Source organism: Psychrobacillus mangrovi (genome assembly GCF_037104765.1).
Taxonomy (GTDB): domain Bacteria; phylum Bacillota; class Bacilli; order Bacillales_A; family Planococcaceae; genus Psychrobacillus; species Psychrobacillus mangrovi.
This window is the reverse complement of record NZ_JBAWSY010000002.1, coordinates 283,355-303,617: the sequence shown is the minus strand read 5'-3', so window position 1 is coordinate 303,617 and position 20,263 is coordinate 283,355. Positions and strand designations below refer to the sequence as shown.

The 20,263-nt window shown below is 37.4% G+C and carries 22 protein-coding genes; 20 read left to right on the top strand and 2 right to left on the bottom strand.

Annotation, left to right across the window (positions count from 1 at the left end; translation table 11 throughout):
• Positions 1-190 precede the first annotated feature (190 nt).
• Positions 191-709 (bottom strand): DUF2529 family protein, encoded by a 519-nt coding sequence (locus WAX74_RS04540; RefSeq protein ID WP_336496472.1) that lies wholly within the window; start codon positions 707-709, stop codon positions 191-193.
• Positions 710-851: 142 nt separating this feature from the next.
• Here WAX74_RS04540 and WAX74_RS04535 point away from each other — a divergent pair, with 142 nt between their 5' ends.
• From WAX74_RS04535 to glyA, 18 genes are all read left to right on the top strand, one after another.
• Positions 852-1,211, top strand: coding sequence for a response regulator (locus tag WAX74_RS04535; RefSeq protein ID WP_336496471.1), 360 nt, complete (start codon positions 852-854; stop codon positions 1,209-1,211).
• Between the two features lie 182 nt (positions 1,212-1,393).
• Positions 1,394-2,251 carry a class II fructose-bisphosphate aldolase gene (locus WAX74_RS04530; protein ID WP_336496470.1) on the top strand — a complete coding sequence of 286 codons (858 nt, stop codon included), beginning with the start codon at positions 1,394-1,396 and terminating at the stop codon, positions 2,249-2,251.
• Positions 2,252-2,344: 93 nt separating this feature from the next.
• Positions 2,345-2,992: a fructose-6-phosphate aldolase gene (gene fsa / locus WAX74_RS04525; protein ID WP_336496469.1), complete on the top strand. Its 648-nt coding sequence runs from the start codon at positions 2,345-2,347 to the stop codon at positions 2,990-2,992.
• A 19-nt stretch (positions 2,993-3,011) separates the two neighbouring features.
• Positions 3,012-4,289 (top strand): UDP-N-acetylglucosamine 1-carboxyvinyltransferase, encoded by a 1,278-nt coding sequence (locus WAX74_RS04520; protein WP_336496468.1) that lies wholly within the window; start codon positions 3,012-3,014, stop codon positions 4,287-4,289.
• Between the two features lie 176 nt (positions 4,290-4,465).
• A complete protein-coding gene (gene glpX, locus WAX74_RS04515; RefSeq protein WP_336496467.1) occupies positions 4,466-5,428 on the top strand; it encodes a class II fructose-bisphosphatase in 963 nt (320 codons plus the stop codon).
• Positions 5,429-5,894: 466 nt separating this feature from the next.
• Entirely contained in the window at positions 5,895-7,178 is a 1,284-nt protein-coding gene (gene rho / locus WAX74_RS04510; RefSeq protein WP_336496466.1) for a transcription termination factor Rho, read from the top strand.
• Between the two features lie 159 nt (positions 7,179-7,337).
• Positions 7,338-7,553, top strand: coding sequence for a 50S ribosomal protein L31 (gene rpmE / locus WAX74_RS04505; protein WP_336496734.1), 216 nt, complete (start codon positions 7,338-7,340; stop codon positions 7,551-7,553).
• A 133-nt stretch (positions 7,554-7,686) separates the two neighbouring features.
• On the top strand, positions 7,687-8,259 hold the full coding sequence (locus tag WAX74_RS04500) for a thymidine kinase (RefSeq protein WP_336496465.1): 573 nt from the start codon (positions 7,687-7,689) through the stop codon (positions 8,257-8,259).
• Between the two features lie 580 nt (positions 8,260-8,839).
• Entirely contained in the window at positions 8,840-9,919 is a 1,080-nt protein-coding gene (prfA, locus tag WAX74_RS04495; RefSeq protein ID WP_336496464.1) for a peptide chain release factor 1, read from the top strand.
• Positions 9,912-10,769, top strand: a complete 858-nt coding sequence (gene prmC, locus WAX74_RS04490; protein ID WP_336496463.1) for a peptide chain release factor N(5)-glutamine methyltransferase — start codon at positions 9,912-9,914, stop codon at positions 10,767-10,769. The genes prfA and prmC overlap by 8 nt, the downstream gene beginning before the upstream one ends.
• A 45-nt stretch (positions 10,770-10,814) precedes the next feature.
• Complete coding sequence (locus WAX74_RS04485; protein WP_336496462.1) at positions 10,815-11,357, top strand: stage II sporulation protein R; 543 nt, start codon at positions 10,815-10,817, stop codon at positions 11,355-11,357.
• A 68-nt stretch (positions 11,358-11,425) separates the two neighbouring features.
• On the top strand, positions 11,426-12,457 hold the full coding sequence (locus WAX74_RS04480) for an L-threonylcarbamoyladenylate synthase (protein WP_336496461.1): 1,032 nt from the start codon (positions 11,426-11,428) through the stop codon (positions 12,455-12,457).
• Positions 12,458-12,540: 83 nt separating this feature from the next.
• A complete protein-coding gene (locus WAX74_RS04475; protein ID WP_336496460.1) occupies positions 12,541-13,044 on the top strand; it encodes a manganese efflux pump MntP in 504 nt (167 codons plus the stop codon).
• Positions 13,045-13,136: 92 nt separating this feature from the next.
• Positions 13,137-13,577 (top strand): low molecular weight protein arginine phosphatase, encoded by a 441-nt coding sequence (locus WAX74_RS04470; protein ID WP_336496459.1) that lies wholly within the window; start codon positions 13,137-13,139, stop codon positions 13,575-13,577.
• A 2-nt stretch (positions 13,578-13,579) separates the two neighbouring features.
• Positions 13,580-14,884 (top strand): methyl-accepting chemotaxis protein, encoded by a 1,305-nt coding sequence (locus WAX74_RS04465; protein WP_336496458.1) that lies wholly within the window; start codon positions 13,580-13,582, stop codon positions 14,882-14,884.
• Positions 14,885-15,101: 217 nt separating this feature from the next.
• Positions 15,102-15,539, top strand: coding sequence for a ribose 5-phosphate isomerase B (gene rpiB / locus WAX74_RS04460; RefSeq protein ID WP_336496457.1), 438 nt, complete (start codon positions 15,102-15,104; stop codon positions 15,537-15,539).
• 28 nt (positions 15,540-15,567) lie between these two features.
• Positions 15,568-16,113 carry a TIGR01440 family protein gene (locus tag WAX74_RS04455; protein WP_336496456.1) on the top strand — a complete coding sequence of 182 codons (546 nt, stop codon included), beginning with the start codon at positions 15,568-15,570 and terminating at the stop codon, positions 16,111-16,113.
• A 19-nt stretch (positions 16,114-16,132) separates the two neighbouring features.
• The gene (gene glyA, locus WAX74_RS04450) at positions 16,133-17,368 is read left to right on the top strand and encodes a serine hydroxymethyltransferase (protein WP_336496455.1); all 1,236 of its coding nucleotides are present in this window, start codon (positions 16,133-16,135) and stop codon (positions 17,366-17,368) included.
• Positions 17,369-17,605: 237 nt separating this feature from the next.
• Here glyA and WAX74_RS04445 read toward each other — a convergent pair whose 3' ends face one another.
• Positions 17,606-18,010, bottom strand: a complete 405-nt coding sequence (locus WAX74_RS04445; RefSeq protein ID WP_336496454.1) for a GNAT family N-acetyltransferase — start codon at positions 18,008-18,010, stop codon at positions 17,606-17,608.
• Between the two features lie 768 nt (positions 18,011-18,778).
• Here WAX74_RS04445 and upp point away from each other — a divergent pair.
• Together upp and WAX74_RS04435 are read left to right on the top strand one after the other, a co-directional pair.
• A complete protein-coding gene (gene upp, locus WAX74_RS04440; protein WP_336496453.1) occupies positions 18,779-19,408 on the top strand; it encodes a uracil phosphoribosyltransferase in 630 nt (209 codons plus the stop codon).
• 469 nt (positions 19,409-19,877) lie between these two features.
• Positions 19,878-20,246, top strand: a complete 369-nt coding sequence (locus WAX74_RS04435; protein WP_336496452.1) for an ATP synthase subunit I — start codon at positions 19,878-19,880, stop codon at positions 20,244-20,246.
• Positions 20,247-20,263: the final 17 nt, after the last annotated feature.

The window sequence follows — 20,263 nt, the reverse complement described above, 5'->3', positions numbered from 1 at the left end:
AATTCTATCGTGAAAGCAACCAATTCGTAGATAAGAGCGACCATTTCTCATAATAAAAAGTTAACATCGCTTTGAGATAGACTTGTAACTAATTCATAAAACCTACGACTAATCGTTAGATAGATACTCTTTGACAAACCAAAAATGCCCACGAAAGATTTTCTCTTCCATGGGCATGTCTATGGTAATTTTAATCTTCGCCTAAAAGCATCTCGTCTAGCTTCATTTTGACAGCCTCGTAGACGAACATTGCGCTTAGTGCATACGGTAAAACAATTCTACTACCATCCTCTGCAGGTAGTAAGCCTTTAGTAAGTTTCAGAGAAATATATGTATAGGCAAGATTCGCAAGTTTGTTTTCGTCATTTTGATTTTCAGCGGCAAGTGCACTGAAGGGTATGAAATCTGCACTTAGTTTTTCAGCAAGTGCTAGTGCTTCTTCATTTTCACTAGATCTTGTAATAATCCATACGCGATCTGCGCTTGTCAGCTTGGTATCTGGTGACCAAACTTTTATACTAGGGAATTTTTCTGCGGCATTTTGTGCATTTATCGTAATGCTTTCCATTTCACCGAATGCTGCGAAATAAATAAAGCCTTCTCTTGCAGCGGCTTGTGCGAGTAGTCTAGCAGTTTCTTCGATATTTTCTTCCTCCGAATTAACTATTCTTTGGAGAAGACCGGTAAGCTGCGTTGTTAACATTTTCATTCTTTTATTCACCTCATTTTTAATTATAATGTAGGAAAAGCTAAACGTAAAATGGGTAATTTTTAGAATCCTTAGAAGGAAAATGTATATTAATAGCGAATAGTATAGAAGGGGAAAATTTAATAAAAGGGGTTTGTACATCATGAAACACATTTTAATCGTAGACGATCAACTAGGAATACGAATGCTCTTAAAAGAAGTTTTTTCACAGGAAGGCTATGAAGTGAGCCTAGCCGCGAACGGCCCTGAAGCATTGGATATTGCTAGCGAGGAAAGTTTAGATGGTGTATTATTAGACATGAAAATTCCTGGGATGGATGGAATTAAAATCTTAACCTTGCTGAAAGAAAAGTATCCAAATTTACCTGTCATGATGATGACAGCATATGGAGAGTTAAACCTGATCCAAGAGGCAAAGGATTTAGGTGCTTCTCTTTACTTTACTAAGCCTTTTGATATATTCGAAGTGCGAGATGCAGTAAATAATATATTACAGAAGTAGTACATAGGCAGGCAGTGGAAAACATGGCCTTTTTTTGTTATGATTAAAAGTGAAGGACGCCGTTTAGTTATTACAACAACGTATTCCTGTAACTAGAATCGCAGGCGCCTACAACAGCTAAATCAGAAAGAGAAAAATGATGTACAAATGAGAGTGTATGATAATAGAGGAGGTCTATTGGAATGGCTTTAGTATCGATGAAAGAAATGCTTGAAAAAGGAAAAAAAGAAGGTTATGCAGTAGGACAATTCAATATTAATAACCTTGAATTTACTCAAGCTATTTTACAAGCGGCAGAAGAGGAAAAATCGCCAGTTATTTTGGGTGTATCCGAAGGTGCGGCAAAATATATGGGCGGCTTTACAACAGTTGTACATATGGTAAAAGGACTAATGGAAGACTATCAAACGTCAGTTCCAGTGGCAATTCACTTAGATCACGGCTCAAGCTTTGAAAAATGTAAAGCAGCAATCGATGCTGGATTCACGTCTGTCATGATTGATGCTTCTCATCATCCATTTGAAGAAAATGTAGAAATTACTTCTAAAGTGGTGGAATATGCACATGCACACAACGTTTCTGTAGAAGCAGAGCTTGGTACAGTTGGCGGCCAAGAAGACGACGTGATAGCAGATGGCGTTATTTATGCAGATCCTACGGAATGTGCGGAATTAGTGAAACGTACTGCTATTGATTGCTTAGCACCAGCACTTGGTTCTGTTCATGGACCTTATAAAGGTGAACCTAACTTAGGTTTTAACGAAATGGAAGAAATTTCGAAATTAGCGGACCTTCCATTAGTATTGCATGGTGGAACAGGTATTCCTACACATGATATTAAACGTTCAATCTCTTTAGGGACAGCAAAAATCAATGTAAACACGGAAAACCAAATTGCTGCTACTAAAGCGATTCGCGAATATTTTGAGGAAAACCCAAAACAATATGATCCACGTAAATACCTATCACCAGCACGTGATGCTATTAAAACGACAGTTATCGGTAAAATGCGTGAATTTGGAAGCTCTAATAAAGCATAATTCAGAAAGATAAAATAGAATGTGGGGAGAAGTCTTCTAGTTAAAATACTGAAGCTTCTCCTATTTTTCCATACTGAGGAGGATATTATTAAGATGAAATTTTTTATAGATACAGCTAATTTTGAGGAAATTAAAGAAGCACACGCATGGGGTATTTTATCCGGTGTTACGACGAATCCTTCGCTAGTAGCGAAAGAAAATATTTCTTTTCACGATCGTCTTCGTGAAATTACTGCTTTAGTAGACGGTTCTGTAAGTGCAGAAGTAATTGCATTAGATGCAGAGGGCATGATTAAAGAAGGTAGAGAACTTGCAGCAATTGCACCGAATATTACGGTGAAATTACCGATGACACCAGAAGGGCTAAAAGCTTGCGCTGTTTTTTATTCAGAAGGAATTAAAACAAATGTGACACTTATCTTTAGTGCAAACCAAGCGTTATTGGCAGCACGTGCAGGAGCAACTTATGTATCTCCGTTTTTAGGCCGCTTAGATGATATCGGCCATGATGGAATGGAATTGATTGCGAAAATAGCTCAAATCTTTGCTATTCACAATATTGATACAGAAATTATCGCAGCTTCAATCAGACACCCTCAGCATATTACGGATGCAGCTTTAAATGGTGCACATATTTCTACAACTCCATTTAAAGTATTAAAACAACTTTTCCATCATCCTTTAACAGATAAAGGAATTGAAGGATTTCTAGCGGATTGGAACAATCGTAAGAGCGAGTAACAAGACGAAGGAGAAACGTATGGAAGTTTATAAAATTAATGGAGCTAAGCGTTTACATGGTACGATTAAGGTAAGTGGGGCAAAGAATAGTGCAGTGGCGCTAATTCCTGCTTCCTTGTTAGCGAACTCTCCTGTAACTATTGAAGGCCTGCCAGAGATTTTAGATGTTTGGACATTGAAAGAAATTTTAGAAGAATTAGGAGCAGAAATCACATTTGAAGATGGAACAATGACAATTGATCCTACAAATGTGGTGGATATGCCTTTACCAAATGGCAATATTAAAAAGCTTCGAGCATCGTATTATTTAATGGGTGCACTTCTTGGGAAATTTAAGAAAGCAGCTATTGGATTACCAGGAGGATGCCACTTGGGACCTCGCCCAATAGATCAGCATATTAAAGGGTTTGAGGCTTTAGGGGCTAATGTTTCGAATGAGCATGGTGCCATTTATTTACGTGCAGATGGATTAGTTGGAACGAAAATTTATTTGGACGTAGTAAGTGTTGGCGCGACTATTAATATCATGCTGGCTGCAGTACTTGCAAAAGGTAGAACCATTATTGAAAATGCTGCAAAAGAACCAGAAATCATTGATGTTGCCACATTGTTATCAAATATGGGAGCAAATATAAAAGGTGCTGGGACGAATGTTATTCGTATCGACGGTGTCGAAGAATTGCACGGGACTAAGCATACAATTATTCCAGATCGAATTGAAGCCGGAACATTTATGATTATGGCTGCTGTAGCAGGCGATGGTATTACGATTGACAATGTGATTCCATTTCACGTAGAAGCTTTAACGGCAAAACTACGAGAAATGGGAGTAAAAGTGGAGGAATATGAAGAAAAGATTTTCATTCCGAAAGCACAAAATTTACAAGCAGTCGATGTGAAAACACTTGTGTATCCTGGGTTTCCAACGGATTTACAACAGCCATTTTCGGTTTTATTGACACAAGCAACAGGAACTTCCGTTATTACGGACACTATTTATTCAGCTCGATTCAAGCAAATTGATGAACTACGCCGTATGAATGCCAATGGTCGAGTGGATGGAAGAACCGCTATTGTTACCGGTCCTGCCAAGTTAGAAGCAGCTACAGTTCGTGCAAGTGATTTGCGGGCTGGAGCAGCGCTTATACTTGCTGGCTTAATCGCTGAGGGAGAAACAGAGATTCAAGATATATTCCATATTGAACGTGGATATAGCTCCATTATTGATAAGCTTCGAGGACTAGGAGCAGATATTAGAAGAGTGGAAATAAAAGAAATAGAAGTAAACGTAGAATAAAGTACATCCATTGAGATTATAGGCGCACTTCAGCACAAGGCGAAATGCCCATTTAAACGGATGCAGACTCGTCGCAAAGACGGTGCGCCTTACTTTTCTCATTGACAAATATGCTACAATGATACAGGAAGAAACACAGACCGGAATATAAACCGTAAAACGGGAGGCAATATTAAATGGAACGTAGTTTATCAATGGAATTAGTTCGTGTAACAGAAGCAGCAGCTATCGCATCTGCTCGCTGGATGGGACGCGGACTAAAAAATGAAGCAGATGACGCAGCAACTACTGCAATGCGCACAGTTTTTGACACAATTCCAATGGAAGGTGTCGTAGTAATTGGGGAAGGTGAAATGGACGAAGCACCGATGTTATATATCGGAGAAAAGCTTGGACATGGAACTGGTGGTCCTCAAGTTGACGTGGCAGTGGATCCGTTAGAAGGTACAAATATTGTAGCTTCAGGTGGATGGAATGCACTTGCAGTTCTTGCAATTGCTGATCGCGGAAATCTACTTCATGCTCCTGACATGTATATGGACAAACTTGCTGTAGGTCCAGAGTCTGTTGGTCAAGTTGATATTAACGCACCTGTTATTGATAACCTACGAGCAGTTGCACGTGCAAAAAACAAAGACATTCAAGACGTGGTGGCAACAATTTTAGGTCGCGACCGTCATCAAAAAATTATTGATGAAATTAGAGCCGCTGGCGCACGCATTAAGCTAATAACTGATGGTGATGTAGCTGGAGCTATTAATACTGCTTTCGATAATACCGGTGTAGACATTTTATTTGGAATGGGTGGAGCTCCTGAGGGAGTTATCTCAGCAGTTGGATTAAAATGTTTAGGTGGAGAAATTCAAGGTAAACTAGTGCCACAAAATGATGAAGAGCTTGCTCGTTGTATTAAAATGGGTCTAGATGTAAATAAAATTTTACGTATGGAAGACCTAGTAAAAGGCGACGACGCCATTTTTGCAGCAACTGGTGTAACAGACGGTGAACTTCTTCGTGGTGTACAATTCAAAGGTGCATTTGGTTCGACTCACTCAATCGTTATGAGAGCTAAATCAGGTACGATTCGTTTTGTTGAAGGAAGACACAGCTTAAATAAAAAACCGAATTTAGTTCTATAAGAATACGCTTGTGATAATTTAGACTCGGAGGAAGCTTACAAAGATGTTGCTTTGTCAACTTAGACTTTGTTTCGTTTCCTTCATAAGAGTCTTTCTAAAAAGCGCTATAAATTAAAACTTCTCACCTGTATACCCTTCATTACAGATTAGGTCTTATTATAGACAAATGCATAAAATTAGAAGGTCGGACCTCAAAAAGTCTTGAAAACGCTTGTCAGTCGAGGTATTCTAAGTTCACGACATCTAAAAACGCATTTGTTAACATTCTGATCAACCAATTTTGATTGGGTAGCCTCTTAACAAACTTCAATCCTATTAACCTTAATTAACAAATACAACTGGATAAATTCGGACAACCCATAAAACTAAATGGTGAAATCAACTTAATCCATATAGACAGTTTTGTATTTTGATTTCCAAAAATAAATAGGAACATAAAAATAAAATAAAGAGTGGTGCAATACCAATGACACAAACAACAATTAATGAGTTAGAAAGTATGACTCTAAAAGAGCTTTATACACTTGCAAGAAAGTTTAAAATTGCAGCGTATAGCAAGCTAACTAAGAAAGAACTTATTTTTGCTATTTTAAAATCTCGTGCAGAACAAGAAGGATTCTTCTTCATGGAAGGCGTTTTAGAGATTATTCAACAAGAGGGCTTTGGATTCTTACGTCCTATTAACTACTCTCCTAGCTCGGAGGATATTTATATTTCCGCTTCTCAAATTAGAAGATTTGACCTTCGTAACGGTGACAAAGTTACAGGAAAAGTTCGTCCTCCAAAAGAAAGTGAACGTTATTACGGCCTACTTCATGTGGAACTAGTAAACGGTGAAGATCCAGAAATAGCGAAAGAACGTGTTCATTTTCCTGCTCTAACACCTTTGTATCCAGACCGCCACATTAAATTAGAAACCGTTCCTGAAAAACTATCAACTCGAATTATGGATTTGGTAGCGCCTGTAGGTTATGGACAGCGTGGTTTGATTGTTGCACCTCCAAAGGCAGGGAAAACGTTATTAATTAAAGAAATTGCAAATGCAATTACTACGAATCATCCAAATGCGGAACTAATTGTTTTATTAATAGATGAGCGTCCAGAGGAAGTTACCGATATTGAACGTTCGGTAAAAGCGGATGTCGTGAGCTCTACTTTTGATGAAGTTCCAGAAAATCATGTGAAAGTAGCGGAACTTGTTTTAGAACGAGCAATGCGCTTGGTAGAGCATAAACGTGATGTTATCATATTAATGGATTCGATCACACGTCTTGCACGTGCCTACAATTTAGTAATTCCTCCAAGTGGACGTACGCTTTCCGGAGGTATTGACCCAGCTGCTTTCCATCGTCCAAAAAGATTTTTTGGAGCAGCCCGTAATATTGAAGAAGGCGGTAGCTTAACGATCCTTGCTACTGCATTAGTAGATACTGGTTCTCGTATGGATGAGGTAATATATGAGGAGTTCAAAGGAACAGGTAACTTAGAACTTCATTTAGATAGAAGTCTTGCAGAACGTCGTATTTTCCCAGCTATCGATATTCGTCGCTCTGGTACACGAAAAGAAGAGCTTTTAATTCCAAAAGATCAGTTGGATAAACTTTGGGCTATTCGCAAAACTTTCTCCGATTCAGGCGATTTTGCAGAGCGCTTCTTAAAGAAACTTCGTCAAACAAAAACAAACGAAGCATTTTTCGAGCAACTGGCAGTAGAAATGAAAGCGCATCGTAGTGGAAAAGTTACTTTATAAACTAAGAACTTGCAATTTAAAAACAGACATGCTATTATGTTCAATGTAAGTTTACAATTTTCTGCTACATATACGGTTGGCAATCAATCGGATCGTGTAAGGTATCAGTTTTATAACCAACTCTGTTCCAGATGGTTCAGGGCGAGAGGAGAGATAGAGATGAAAGCAGGAATTCATCCCGATTACAAAGAAGCAACAGTATCATGTTCATGTGGTAACACATTCACAACTGGTTCTGTAAAATCAGACATTAAAGTCGAGTTCTGTAACGAATGTCACCCATTCTATACTGGACGTCAAAAATTCGCAGCTGCGGATGGCCGTGTTGATCGCTTCAACAAAAAATATGGTATCAAAGAAGAAGCTAAAAACTAATTACCAAATACCTGCAAAGCACATTGTGTTTTGCAGGTATTTTTGATTTTTTGATTATTATCTATGTAGATGCCAGCCTCTTTATGATATAAATATATAGAGGAAAATTAGACGATTCACAAGGAGAATTCAAATGGCACAATTATTTTTTAAGTACGGTGCAATGAATAGCGGAAAATCTATTGAGATTTTGAAAGTTGCACATAATTATGAAGAACAAAATAAACCTGTTCTTATTTTTACACCTGGAATCGATACAAGAGATGAAGTAGGATATGTTTCTAGTAGAATAGGGTTAAAGAGAAAAGCAACAGCTACATATGACGATACGGATTTATATGAATTGGTAAAAGAACAATCACCAAAACCTTACTGTGTGTTAATCGACGAAGTGCAATTTTTGAAAAAAGAGCATGTTTTACAATTAACAAGAATTGTGGACGAGTTAGATATTCCTGTAATGGGCTTTGGATTAAAAAATGACTTTCAAAATGAGTTATTTGAAGGCAGCCGCTATATGCTCATTTATGCAGATAAAATCGAGGAAATGAAGACAATCTGCTGGTTCTGTCATAAAAAAGCAATTATGAATCTACGTGTGGATGAATCTGGAAAGCCTATATATACAGGAGAGCAAATTCAAATCGGCGGAAATGACACTTATTACCCAGTATGTAGAAAATGTCATGCCAATCCACCTTTATAAACAATGGATGCTAAAGAGTTATCTCACGTGAGATAACTCTTATTTTGAGAAATGGTCTCGATTTCTCTGGATTTAGTCTCGGTTAAGAGGGGAATGGTCTCGCATAGCCGTGAATTGGTCTCGGTTGCAACGTATTTAGTCTCGAAGTGCCGTTTTGTTACTTTAAAAGGTAAATAATTACACGCGCAATGTCTCAGAGATTTTTTTTGAGAAATGGTCTCGATTTCTCTGGATTTAGTCTCTGTTAAGAGGGGAATGGTATCGCTTAGCCGTGAAATGGTCTCGGTTGCAACGTATTTAGTCTCGAAGTGCCGTTTTGTTACTTTAAAAGGTAAATAATTACACACGCGCAATGTTTCAGAGGCTTATTTTGAGAAATGGTTGCTAATATAAGAGATTTGATTGCTTTCATTTTAATATGGTTGCTCTTCCAGATGAAATGGTCGCTCCCACAGACAAATTGGTCTCCCTTCGCCATTTTATGTTAAAAATAAACGCTATTCATTAGAAAAAGTAGCGAGGACGAGACTTTTTCTTTATAATAGGAATGATATAGACTTAAACGAACGAGGTGAGCTCGATGTTTGATCGATTACAATCGGTAGAAGATCGTTATAATAATTTAAATGAATTGCTTAGTGACCCAGACGTGGTCAATGATACTAAAAAGCTAAGAGAATATTCCAAAGAGCAATCAGATTTGCAGCATACAGTAGATGCGTACCGTGAATATAAGGATGTAAAAAGTCAATATAATGACGCAAAGCTGATGTTAGAGGAAAAGCTCGATGCGGATATGCGTGATATGGTAAAAGAAGAAGTAAATGATTTGGAGAACCAAATTGCAGAGCTTGAAGAACGTCTTAGAGTTTTATTGATTCCAAAAGATCCGAATGATGATAAAAACGTAATTATGGAGATTCGTGGAGCAGCTGGAGGAGATGAAGCGGCTTTATTTGCAGGGAATTTATTCCGTATGTACAGCAGGTATGCAGAAACTCAAGGCTGGAAAATTGATATTATGGAATCCTCTCCTACAGGACTTGGTGGGTATAAAGAGATTATTTTCATGATTAATGGAACGAGTGCCTTTTCAAAAATGAAATATGAAAATGGTGCCCATCGCGTACAACGCGTACCAGAAACAGAGTCTGGTGGCCGTATTCATACATCTACTGCAACAGTTGCTGTTCTTCCGGAGGCAGAGGAAGTGGATGTCGATATCCATGAAAAGGATGTTCGTGTTGATACATTTGCATCTTCAGGAGCGGGCGGACAATCGGTTAATACGACCATGTCTGCTGTTCGAATGACGCATTTACCAACTGGCATTACAGTTTCGATGCAAGATGAGAAATCGCAAATTAAAAATAGAGAAAAAGCTATGAAGATCCTTCGTGCTCGTGTTGCCGATAAATTCCGTCAAGAAGCACAAGCCGAATATGATGCTGTTCGTAAATCTGCAGTTGGTACTGGTGACCGCTCGGAGCGAATTCGCACATATAATTACCCCCAAAATCGTGTGACTGATCACCGAATTGGGTTAACAATTCAAAAACTAGACCAAATTTTAGAAGGTAAGTTGAATGAAATAGTGGATGCATTAATCTTGGAGGACCAAGCTGAAAAATTAGAAAGAATGAATGATACCAATGTGTAAAACAAATTATGAGGCCATAACCCGGGCTTCTTCTTTTTTAGAAGAGAATAATCGAGAAAAAGAAGTAGCTCGTTATTTGTTGCAGCATGTCCTGAAGAAAAATTATTCCGAATTAATGATGGCGATGTATGAAGAAATATCCCAAGATACGTTCCGAACTTTTTGGGCATATGTGGAGGAACATGCAACTGGCCGTCCTTTTCAATACATTATCGGACAGGAAACTTTTTATGGTAGAGACTTTCTAGTAAACGAAAATGTCTTAATTCCGCGCCCTGAAACAGAAGAATTAATAGAAGATGTAAAAAAACGGGCATTAAAATTGTTCGATGCCAATAAAACCCTTCAAGTCGCTGATATTGGAACTGGTAGCGGTGCGATCGCCATTTCCATAAAAAAAGAAATACCATCTACTATAGTGACAGCAACCGATATTTCAATTGAAGCACTCCAAGTAGCAAAGGAAAATGCGCAGCGTTTAGATGCTGAAATTCAGTTTATACAAGGTGATTTACTCGCACCTATAGCTAATCAAAAATGGGATATTATCTTATCTAATCCACCCTATATTGGGCAACATGAAGCAGAATCCCTTTCCGATACTGTGATAGAATATGAGCCACATCTAGCGTTGTTTGCAGATGAAGACGGTTTGCAATTGTACAGAAAAATGGCAGAAAAGCTTCCAACTATGATGAATATTCCTAGTTTCATAGGCTTTGAGATTGGCTATGAGCAAGGACCGGCTGTCCAAAAGATGCTGCAACATGCGTTTCCTAATGCTGTAGTAGAAGTAGTAAAGGATATTAATAAAAAAAATCGTTTTGTTTTTTGTACAATCAATGAATAAGTTATGAATCTATTGGTAACAATGTTCCTAAGGGAGGAATGTTATATGTTACCAGATTATGAGATAAAAAGAGCACCAAGCATTGGCAAACAAATTGATGCGTTTATTTTATTTGTATGGATGTTGCTACTTATTCAATTTTGTTTATTTATCCTATTTCAACCGATGGACCAAACGGATGGAACACGATTCCGTCTAATTGCAAATAGCAATTCGGTAGAAGATCAACAATTAAAAAATGAAGTAAAAAATAGCATTGAGCCTATTTTACGAACTTACGCAAGTAATCCAGAGAAAACTTATGCACAATTAGAACAAACTGTGGATAATTTATCAGAAAAATATGAAGAAAAAATTATTTTATCCACAGGACAAGCATTATTTCCACCAAAGGTATGGAATGATGGTATTTCAGCACAGACATACGTTGAATCTATCGTTATTACGATAGGAAGTGGTCGTGGGGATAATTGGTGGTGTGCGTTATTTCCAAAAGTTTGTTATAAAGAAGAAATAAAAGAAGAAAAGAAAAAAGAGAAACCTAAATTTTTTGTTTGGGAATGGTTAAAAAAGAAGTTTTCCACATAATAATCCACAAATAGTTGGTAGTTATGCACAAATTGTGGACAACTAATAGAGAAGGGAGTAAAAACGACATGAAAACACAAATTGTGAGTGTGGATAACTTATCCGCAAAAGAACAAAGTTATACACAGGCTGTGGATTTGTTAGAAGCTGGAGAAACAGTCGCATTTCCGACAGAGACAGTGTATGGTTTAGGTGCAGTTGCTACCAATGAAGTAGCTGTTAGAAAAATTTTTGAAGCAAAGGGAAGACCACAGGATAATCCGTTAATTGTACACATTGGTGAAAAAAATGATCTCGATTCATTCACGATGAATATACCAGAGCTGGCAAAAGAATGTATGGATGCATTTTGGCCAGGAGCACTCACATTAATTCTGCCGTTAAAACCAAATACTCTAGCTGTAAACGTTACAGCAGGACTAAATACAGTTGGTGTAAGAATGCCTGAGCATCCAGTTGCGCTTGAATTACTTAGACGTTTAAAACGACCAGTTGCTGCTCCAAGTGCGAATAGAAGCGGAAAACCTAGCCCAACACAAGCAGTCCACGTGCTACATGACTTAGATGGAAAGATTCCATTAATAGTCGACGGAGGTGCAACAGGGATTGGATTAGAATCTACTGTCTTGGATGTTTCAACTGACATACCGACTATTCTTCGTCCAGGCGGTGTTACAAGAGAAATGCTTGAAAAAGTTATTGGTCCGGTAAATGAAACAAAACTTACAGATCAAGTGGAAGCACCTCGAGCACCAGGAATGAAGTATGCGCATTACGCACCGGATGCTCCTGTCTATTTAATAGAAGCTTATATTGAAGAAGTTCAAAAAGCAGTGAAAAGCATACATAACGATAATAAAAAAGTGGCCCTAATTGCAAGTGATTCATATAGTGAATGTCCTGCAGATTACTTTTTTACATTAGGCAAAGAAAATCAACTGGAAGATGCTGCACACCTATTGTATGAAGCGCTGAGAAAATGTGATGAATCTGATGCGGATTTAGTCCTTGTTCCAGCTTTCCCAAAACAAGGAGTTGGAAATGCAATTATGAATAGATTAGAAAAGGCTGCAAAAGGTAATTGGTTCAACTTGGATTGAAAGTGTTTCTCTGACAGTCTGAGTGTATTCTCTCCTAATAGTTTGCATATAGTTAATTATGCAAATGGACGGGGGAGATTTTTTTGTGGCGTGAAATTTTGGCTGGTGTACTAATGTCTGTAGATGTATTAATATTGTTTTCTCTTGTATCTTATAGAAAACAAGTATTCACTCTTGCTGCATGGGTTGCAGCATTACATATGCTTTTTCCTTTAATCGGTTATTATGCCGGGATTATCGTGCAGAATTATTTACAGTATGCAAGCCCATATTTATCTGGAGTTCTTCTATCATTAGTGGGTTTACAAATGATTCTAACGCAATCTCCTAAACAAGCTCCTCTTTTCTCTCCGTTTCTTCTGGCCGTTGTAGCAAGTATTGATACCTTTTCAGTAAGTATTTCATTTGGTATGCTAAAAGTAGAGAAGTTGATATTCATACTCAGCTCTGGAATTTTTTCGTTTTTGGCTGTTTTTATTGCGCAAAATATTATATACAAGCATGCAATAATGAACCGAGCTTTTATCATGAGATTTGCGGGACTGATATTATTGATAATGGGAATTTTAACGTTACAAAATATTTAAAGCAGTTTCACACAATATAGTCAAAATTAATCACAAAATTTAAAACAATTATAGGACTTTTTATTATATAATAGAGATGGGGAATTAGTACGATGAATATATTATTTGTTTGCACAGGAAATACATGTCGAAGTCCAATAGCGGAGGCATTATTAAGAGCACGTCATTTAGATGGTGTGGAGGTTCGTTCTGCAGGTATTTATGCGATGGATGGAGGTAGTATGTCTTCGAATGGGCAAAAAGTATTAGAAAGTGAATCTATCCCATTTGAACATAAATCATCTGCATTAAATGAACAAATAGTTGACTGGGCGGATATCATATTAACGATGACGGCATCCCATAAACAAGCAATTATTTTTGCATTTCCACATGCGATATCAAAAGCCTATATGTACACAGAGTATGTAACTCCCCAAGATGTACATGACGTATCTGATCCATATGGTGGAGATTTACGTACATATGAAACCACATATCAAGAATTGAATACATTAACTGATGAACTAGTGAAAAAACTTCAGGGGGATTAGGGATGAAAGAACAAAAGAAGAAGTATGCTTTCGGGATACAAAAGAAAATTGTATTTTTTGTCACTGTTTTAGCTTTAATTACATACACGACAAGTGCGGTTTTTATTAATTTTATACAACCACTTATTTTTGAGCCTACTACCGAATCTTTACTTTTTGAGATTGCTATGTACGCTCTAGGTATTGTATGGTCGGGAATATTGGCTTACTTTTTTAGTGGATTAATTATTAAGCCTTTATTTAATTTAGAAAAAGTTGCGAATTTAGCTTCAGAAGGAAAAATTGGAGTGGACGTGGAAGTTCCAAAATCCCAAGATGAGATTCAATCCGTAGCAGTTGCATTCCAAGCAATGCTTGTGAATTTAAGAGAAATGGTTCAAAGTATTGAAAACAATTTTGAGAAGACAAATAATACAGTTCAACAACTATCATCACAATCATCGGTGGCATCTGAACAAGCAGAGGCAATTGCAAGTACAATTGCACAAATCTCGCAAGGTGCAGAACAATCAGCGATAGCGGTACAAGAAACAGCTGAATCTGTAGAAGATGTTAGAATGCTTGCTTCAGAAGTGAATAAACGTGCTGAAAAATCTTCCGTGCAATCACAAGAAATGATTCATGGACTAGCCCAAACTACACAAGCTATACAATCACTTGTCGATGGGATCCAGAAGATTGCTTCGGGTAGTGAGGCAGCACTAGGAAACGTGCATCAATTAGAAGAAAACGCTGGAAAAGTAGAAAGTATTATTCAGTTAGTTGGAAGTATCGCTGCTCAAACGAACCTGCTTGCATTGAATGCATCAATTGAAGCTGCACGTGCAGGAGAGCATGGAAAAGGATTTGCAGTGGTAGCCGAAGAAGTCCGCAAACTAGCGGATGAAAGTGCTAAGGCGGTTCAAGGGATCTCTGAGCTTATTCTAGCTATCCAGTCAGATGTACAAACAGTCGTACAACAAATGACGAATCAGGTAAGTTTTGCTGTAGGTGAAGCGAAGCGTGTTTCTGAGACAAACGAGGCGGTTGAAGGTATGTCCAATAAAATTCATGACATGGCCGAATCCGTTGAAGAAATTTCTTCACTTGTTGAAAAGCAGTTAATGAATATTGAAAGTACAGCACGACAATCTCAAGAGGTTGCTGCAATTGCTGAAGAAACATCCGCTGGAGCAGAAGAAGTAAGAAGTGCTACTGATGAACAAGCTCGTTCTATTGAAGAGATTGATCATTTATCAGTTGATCTTAAGAAGCAATCCGAAGAATTATATAAAGTGATTAGCCTGTTTGATTGCAATACAAAATAAATAGATACATTTTGCTTTAATGCAGAAAAAGCGAATAATGTTATTTATTTTTTATTTAATGTTCGGTTTTCAATGTTAACTATTTTGAAATAGCATGTTTTTTAATGAGAATAACAGAAATTCGTCAAAAAATACAATTCACATCGTGTGAATTGTATTTTTTAGTGTAGAATAATGGTATGATGAGTAGGAATATTAACAGAAAAGAGGGAACGAAGTGAAAATAGCGATTTCTTCCGATCACGGTGGTAATAATCTCCGTAAAGAAATTATTCAACAACTAGAAGAACTTGGACTTTCCTATGAGGATTTCGGTCCGAAAAATGATGATTCAGTAGATTATCCCGATTTTGCAATGCCAGTAGCAGAAGGAGTAACAAGCGGGAAATTTGATCGTGGTATATTGATTTGTGGTACAGGAATTGGTATGTCAATTGCAGCCAACAAAGTAAAAGGTATTCGATGTGCACTAGTACATGATGTATTTTCTGCGAAAGCAACAAGATGTCATAATGACTCTAACGTTCTTGCGATGGGTGAACGAGTAATAGGCCCGGGACTTGCAAGAGAGATTGTTGCAACTTGGCTTGCACAAGACTTTGAAGGTGGACGTCACGAGCGCCGTATAGAAAAAATCACAGCATTAGAGAAATAAATTATAAATAGAAGAAGGCGATTTTTAGATGGAAGCAAAAAATTTGTGGAAACAACAAATAGAACAGCTTCTACTCGAAGTTGAGCAGCAAGCGTTCTTAAAAGAGAATGATTTATTTGTTATTGGTTGTTCAACTTCGGAAATTATCGGCGAGAAAATTGGGACTGCTGGTGGCTTAGAGGTAGCAGAGGTTTTATTTGGACCATTGAAAGCTTTTGCGGATCGAAATAAAGTTCAATTAGCCTTTCAAGGCTGTGAACATATAAATCGATCAATAACAATGGAAAGAGAAACGCAACTTCTCTACAGATTACCAGAAGTTTCGGTTATTCCTGTTGTTCGTGCAGGTGGCTCTATGTCTGCCTATGCGTACACTCAATTTCAAGACCCTGTAGTTGTCGAGCATGTACAAGCACATGCCGGCATTGATATAGGACAAACCCTTATTGGCATGCAATTGAAACCTGTTGCTGTGCCGATTCGCGTGTCCACGAAACATATTGGGGAAGCAGTCGTTACGATTGCGAAAACACGTCCAAAGCTAATTGGCGGAGAACGTGCATTTTACGGATGATATTGGAGGAGGATTTAGAGTGGAAAAGATTTTAACACAAGATCCAGCGGTTTATGAAGCTATGCAAGCGGAGAAAAAGCGTCAACAAGCAAATATCGAGTTGATTGCATCAGAAAACTTTGTATCAGAAGCAGTTATGGAAGCACAAGGCTCTGTACTGACAAATAAATATGCAGAAGGCTACCCGGGAAAACGCTACTATGGTGGCTGTGAACATGTAGACGTAGTGGAAAATATTGCTCGTGATCGATTGAAAGAAATTTTTGGAGCTGAGCATGCAAATGTTCAACCTCATTCAGGTTCTCAAGCGAATATGGCGGTATACATGACTGCATTACAACAAGGTGACACAATTTTAGGGATGAATCTTTCACATGGTGGACATTTAACGCATGGTTCTCCAGTTAACTTTAGTGGAATTCAATATAATTTCATAGATTATGGAGTAGATAAAGAAACAGAATTGATCGACTATGAAAACGTTCGTGCAATTGCATTAGAACATAAACCTAAAATGATCGTAGCTGGAGCAAGTGCATATTCACGCACAATTGACTTCGCTAAGTTCCGTGAAATCGCTGATGAAGTAGGAGCATACTTATTCGTAGATATGGCTCATATCGCAGGTTTAGTAGCAGCTGGTCTTCATCCAAATCCAGTTCCACATGCACATTTCGTAACTTCAACAACACACAAAACATTACGTGGACCACGTGGTGGATTAATCTTAACAACAGAAGAGTTTGCCAAGAAAATTGATAAAACAATTTTCCCTGGAATTCAAGGTGGACCATTAATGCACGTAATCGCTGCGAAAGCAGTAGCATTTGGGGAAGCTCAAAAACCTGAATTCAAAGAATACCAAGCACAAGTGATTGCAAATGCTAAAACTCTTGCAGATAGCTTAACTGAAGAAGGCATTCGTATCGTTTCTGGTGGTACGGATAACCACGTAATGCTTTTAGACGTTTCTGCATTAGGCTTAACAGGTAAAGTAGCAGAGCACGTATTAGATGAGGTTGGTATTACAGTGAATAAAAATACAATTCCATTTGATACATCAAGTCCATTTATTACATCTGGAGTTCGTATTGGTACTCCAGCAGTTACATCTCGTGGATTTAAAGAAGAAGAAATGAAAGAAATCGCTTCAGTCATTGCAAAACTTCTGAAAAACCATGAAGATGAAGCCGTAATAAAAGAAGCTAAAGAGCGTGTTGCTGCTTTAACATCTAAATTCCCATTATATAATTAATAGATTACTAATATTAAAGAAGGCAGTTGGGATGAAAACTCATTCCGACTGCCTTTAAAATATTTCTTAAGAGTACTTATTCTCACTCTGTAAATGGACCGTGCCAATTCCGATTTGCCAACTACTTCAAATTTATGGTGGCAAACTAAATGTTTTTGCGAAACAAGTTGTCCAATTGTGACTATCTCTAATTGGTTGCGCTCATGAGTACATCTAATCTGATATTAGAATAAAAAATTACCGATTTATTTGCTTAGTCATTCCAATTGCAAATTTCTCGAATCCCAATTTTTTATAATAGGATTCCAAACTCTCCGTACACATAAGTTGAGGGATTACTCTATTTTGCTCACAATGTTCCACTATCAGTTTCAGCATTTCTTTCCCGACTCCTTTTGATTGATAGCTGGGTAGTACACCAACTCCACATATTATTCCTGTGATTACACCATCTGATATCACACGTCCCATACCTACTAGTTTTTGTTGATCAAAAGCATAAATTGTATACCAACTCTGTTTACACATTCGTTCTAACTCACTGATTGTTAAGTTAAGCGAATTCCATCCTAAAGATTCATATAAAGTTAGTAACTGCTCAAAGTTTTTAGGTGGTTCTATTGAATAATTAATATTTTCCATAATTAGACATCTCCTTATTTTGTATCTTATAAATCTTCACACTCAAATTTTACTGAGGAAACTTCCAAAGTTAGCTGCTTGAGTAACTCCTTCTTCAACAAACCTGCCCAGGTTGCTTAATAAAGTCCAGTTGTTGTTAATATTACTTTAAATTATACTTCCTGAGTATTTAGAAACTAATAAAGTGGCATTTTATTAGTTTGTAGAAGCGTCCGTTTGACTCCTGCGTGAAAAGCGAGACAGACGAAAGCCGGCAGGAGTGTTCTTTCTTCTAGATTAGTAGTATCTACTAACTGGTAAGCCTTTCCTACCTTTCCGTCCGTATAAAATTATTTCTAACCGAATAGATAAACTATGTGTCCGGATAAATGAATTTCTGTCCGTATAAAATTTTTTCTGTCCACATAAAAAGTTTTCTGACCATATAGCATTTTTTTACCATTTTGTACCATTCATTCTTCCGTACTATTACTCTTACTAATCGGTAGACTTCAGAAAGACTAATTTATGTTCAAGTCTTTCTACAGCCTATGGAAAATAGCTTCATACACCTATATTTTATTTTCAAATGAATGTATAAAAAGACTATTGGGCAGTATGTGAGGAGTACGAAATAAAGTTGTCGCATTCAGTCAAGGTCAATATTTTTACAAACCTATGTCAACGAAAAATAGACGCAATATTAAGAACGTAGGATTACTGTATGTAGTCAACTTTTTTTGGTATAATTAATAGAATTGCAAATAAATCGAGAAGGAGATACGCCATATGCCAAAAGTATTTGTATTTGATCACCCACTTATTCAACACAAACTTACATATATCCGTGATGTAAACACTGGAACAAAGGAGTTTCGTGAACTCGTAGACGAGGTTGCGACACTAATGGCGTTTGAGATAACACGTGATTTACCGTTAGAGGAGACAGAAGTAGAAACTCCTGTACAAAACACGACTTCTAAAGTACTTGCAGGAAAGAAAATAGGAATTGTTCCTATATTACGTGCAGGTATTGGGATGATAGATGGGATTTTAAAACTTATCCCAGCTGCTAAGGTTGGACATATCGGTCTTTATCGTGATCCAGAAACATTGCAACCAGTTGAATACTATGTGAAGCTTCCTGCAGATGTTGCAGAACGTGATTTCATATTAGTAGATCCTATGCTTGCAACAGGGGGGTCTGCAATTGAGGCAGTTAACTCTTTGAAAAAACGTGGTGCAACGAGCATTAAGTTTATGTGTTTGATTGCTGCTCCAGAGGGTGTAGATGCATTGAAGAAAGCTCATCCAGATGTAGATATTTACATTGCAGCATTAGATGAAAAACTAAATGATCATGGCTATATTGTTCCTGGATTAGGAGATGCGGGAGACAGATTGTTCGGCACGAAATAAATGGGTAAATCGATCCGATTAGTATTATTCTCAAATCTACTTTCTTTAAATTTGTCGATAAAATGTCAATTGTGAAGTATATGTGAAGAATTTCACTACATCTAATTGACATCATTTTTCCCCTATTGTATGCTTACAAAGGATAACAATGATAGGGGTTTCATGCTCGAAACACTTGTCGTATCAACTTTCTACTAGATTCACAGTTTTTACTTATAAAGGAAAAAACGTGAGGATTCTTTTATGCGTCCAAATAGACGTCCGTTACAAGGGATAGCAATGTATACTGCGATTCTCTCACAGCTTGTAGGTTCCATCTTAATAGGTATATTCACAGTGATGTGAATAGATGAAACCTACGGAACCACTCCGTTTTTTTTAGTAATATGTTTACTTACTGGCCTTTTTGGTTGGTGTGTTTGCTATCATTACTACCATTCGAAAATATGATTCAGGAGACTGAAGACCCATGAAGGAAATGCAACTTATTTTTACGAAGCAGAAAAAGTACATATTTTTTTTGCTCGTAGCATGTGCGCTAGGTTGGGGATTTACCCCATACTCAACAATATTTGCGGGCTTAGCAGTAGGTTCATTATTTGGTCTGTATAATTTCTGGATTCTATTACGTAGAATGGAGAAATTTGATCGAGTGTTGACAAATGGAAAAGGACGAGCAAGTCTCGGTTCAACTATTCGCTTCGCTTCAGGCGTTGCGGTTGCTGCAATCGCTATTTCATTTCCAGAATATATCCATCTTGTCAGCGCAGTTATCGGATTAATGATTCCCTATATTCTACTATTAGTAGAAAGAATTGTGTTTCATGCAAGATATTAACTATGAGATTGTGAAAG

Coding starts and splice junctions, on each gene's coding strand:
- WAX74_RS04445 (WP_336496454.1), bottom strand. CDS start 18,010: ATGGAAAATATTAATTATTCAATAGAACCACCTAAAAACTTTGAGCAG.
- WAX74_RS04465 (WP_336496458.1), top strand. CDS start 13,580: ATGAAAGAACAAAAGAAGAAGTATGCTTTCGGGATACAAAAGAAAATT.
- WAX74_RS04455 (WP_336496456.1), top strand. CDS start 15,568: ATGGAAGCAAAAAATTTGTGGAAACAACAAATAGAACAGCTTCTACTC.
- prfA (WP_336496464.1), top strand. CDS start 8,840: ATGTTTGATCGATTACAATCGGTAGAAGATCGTTATAATAATTTAAAT.
- WAX74_RS04480 (WP_336496461.1), top strand. CDS start 11,426: ATGAAAACACAAATTGTGAGTGTGGATAACTTATCCGCAAAAGAACAA.
- WAX74_RS04435 (WP_336496452.1), top strand. CDS start 19,878: ATGAAGGAAATGCAACTTATTTTTACGAAGCAGAAAAAGTACATATTT.
- WAX74_RS04530 (WP_336496470.1), top strand. CDS start 1,394: ATGGCTTTAGTATCGATGAAAGAAATGCTTGAAAAAGGAAAAAAAGAA.
- WAX74_RS04535 (WP_336496471.1), top strand. CDS start 852: ATGAAACACATTTTAATCGTAGACGATCAACTAGGAATACGAATGCTC.
- upp (WP_336496453.1), top strand. CDS start 18,779: ATGCCAAAAGTATTTGTATTTGATCACCCACTTATTCAACACAAACTT.
- rpmE (WP_336496734.1), top strand. CDS start 7,338: ATGAAAGCAGGAATTCATCCCGATTACAAAGAAGCAACAGTATCATGT.
- rho (WP_336496466.1), top strand. CDS start 5,895: ATGACACAAACAACAATTAATGAGTTAGAAAGTATGACTCTAAAAGAG.
- WAX74_RS04470 (WP_336496459.1), top strand. CDS start 13,137: ATGAATATATTATTTGTTTGCACAGGAAATACATGTCGAAGTCCAATA.
- WAX74_RS04485 (WP_336496462.1), top strand. CDS start 10,815: ATGTTACCAGATTATGAGATAAAAAGAGCACCAAGCATTGGCAAACAA.
- WAX74_RS04540 (WP_336496472.1), bottom strand. CDS start 709: ATGAAAATGTTAACAACGCAGCTTACCGGTCTTCTCCAAAGAATAGTT.
- glpX (WP_336496467.1), top strand. CDS start 4,466: ATGGAACGTAGTTTATCAATGGAATTAGTTCGTGTAACAGAAGCAGCA.
- prmC (WP_336496463.1), top strand. CDS start 9,912: ATGTGTAAAACAAATTATGAGGCCATAACCCGGGCTTCTTCTTTTTTA.
- WAX74_RS04520 (WP_336496468.1), top strand. CDS start 3,012: ATGGAAGTTTATAAAATTAATGGAGCTAAGCGTTTACATGGTACGATT.
- fsa (WP_336496469.1), top strand. CDS start 2,345: ATGAAATTTTTTATAGATACAGCTAATTTTGAGGAAATTAAAGAAGCA.
- WAX74_RS04500 (WP_336496465.1), top strand. CDS start 7,687: ATGGCACAATTATTTTTTAAGTACGGTGCAATGAATAGCGGAAAATCT.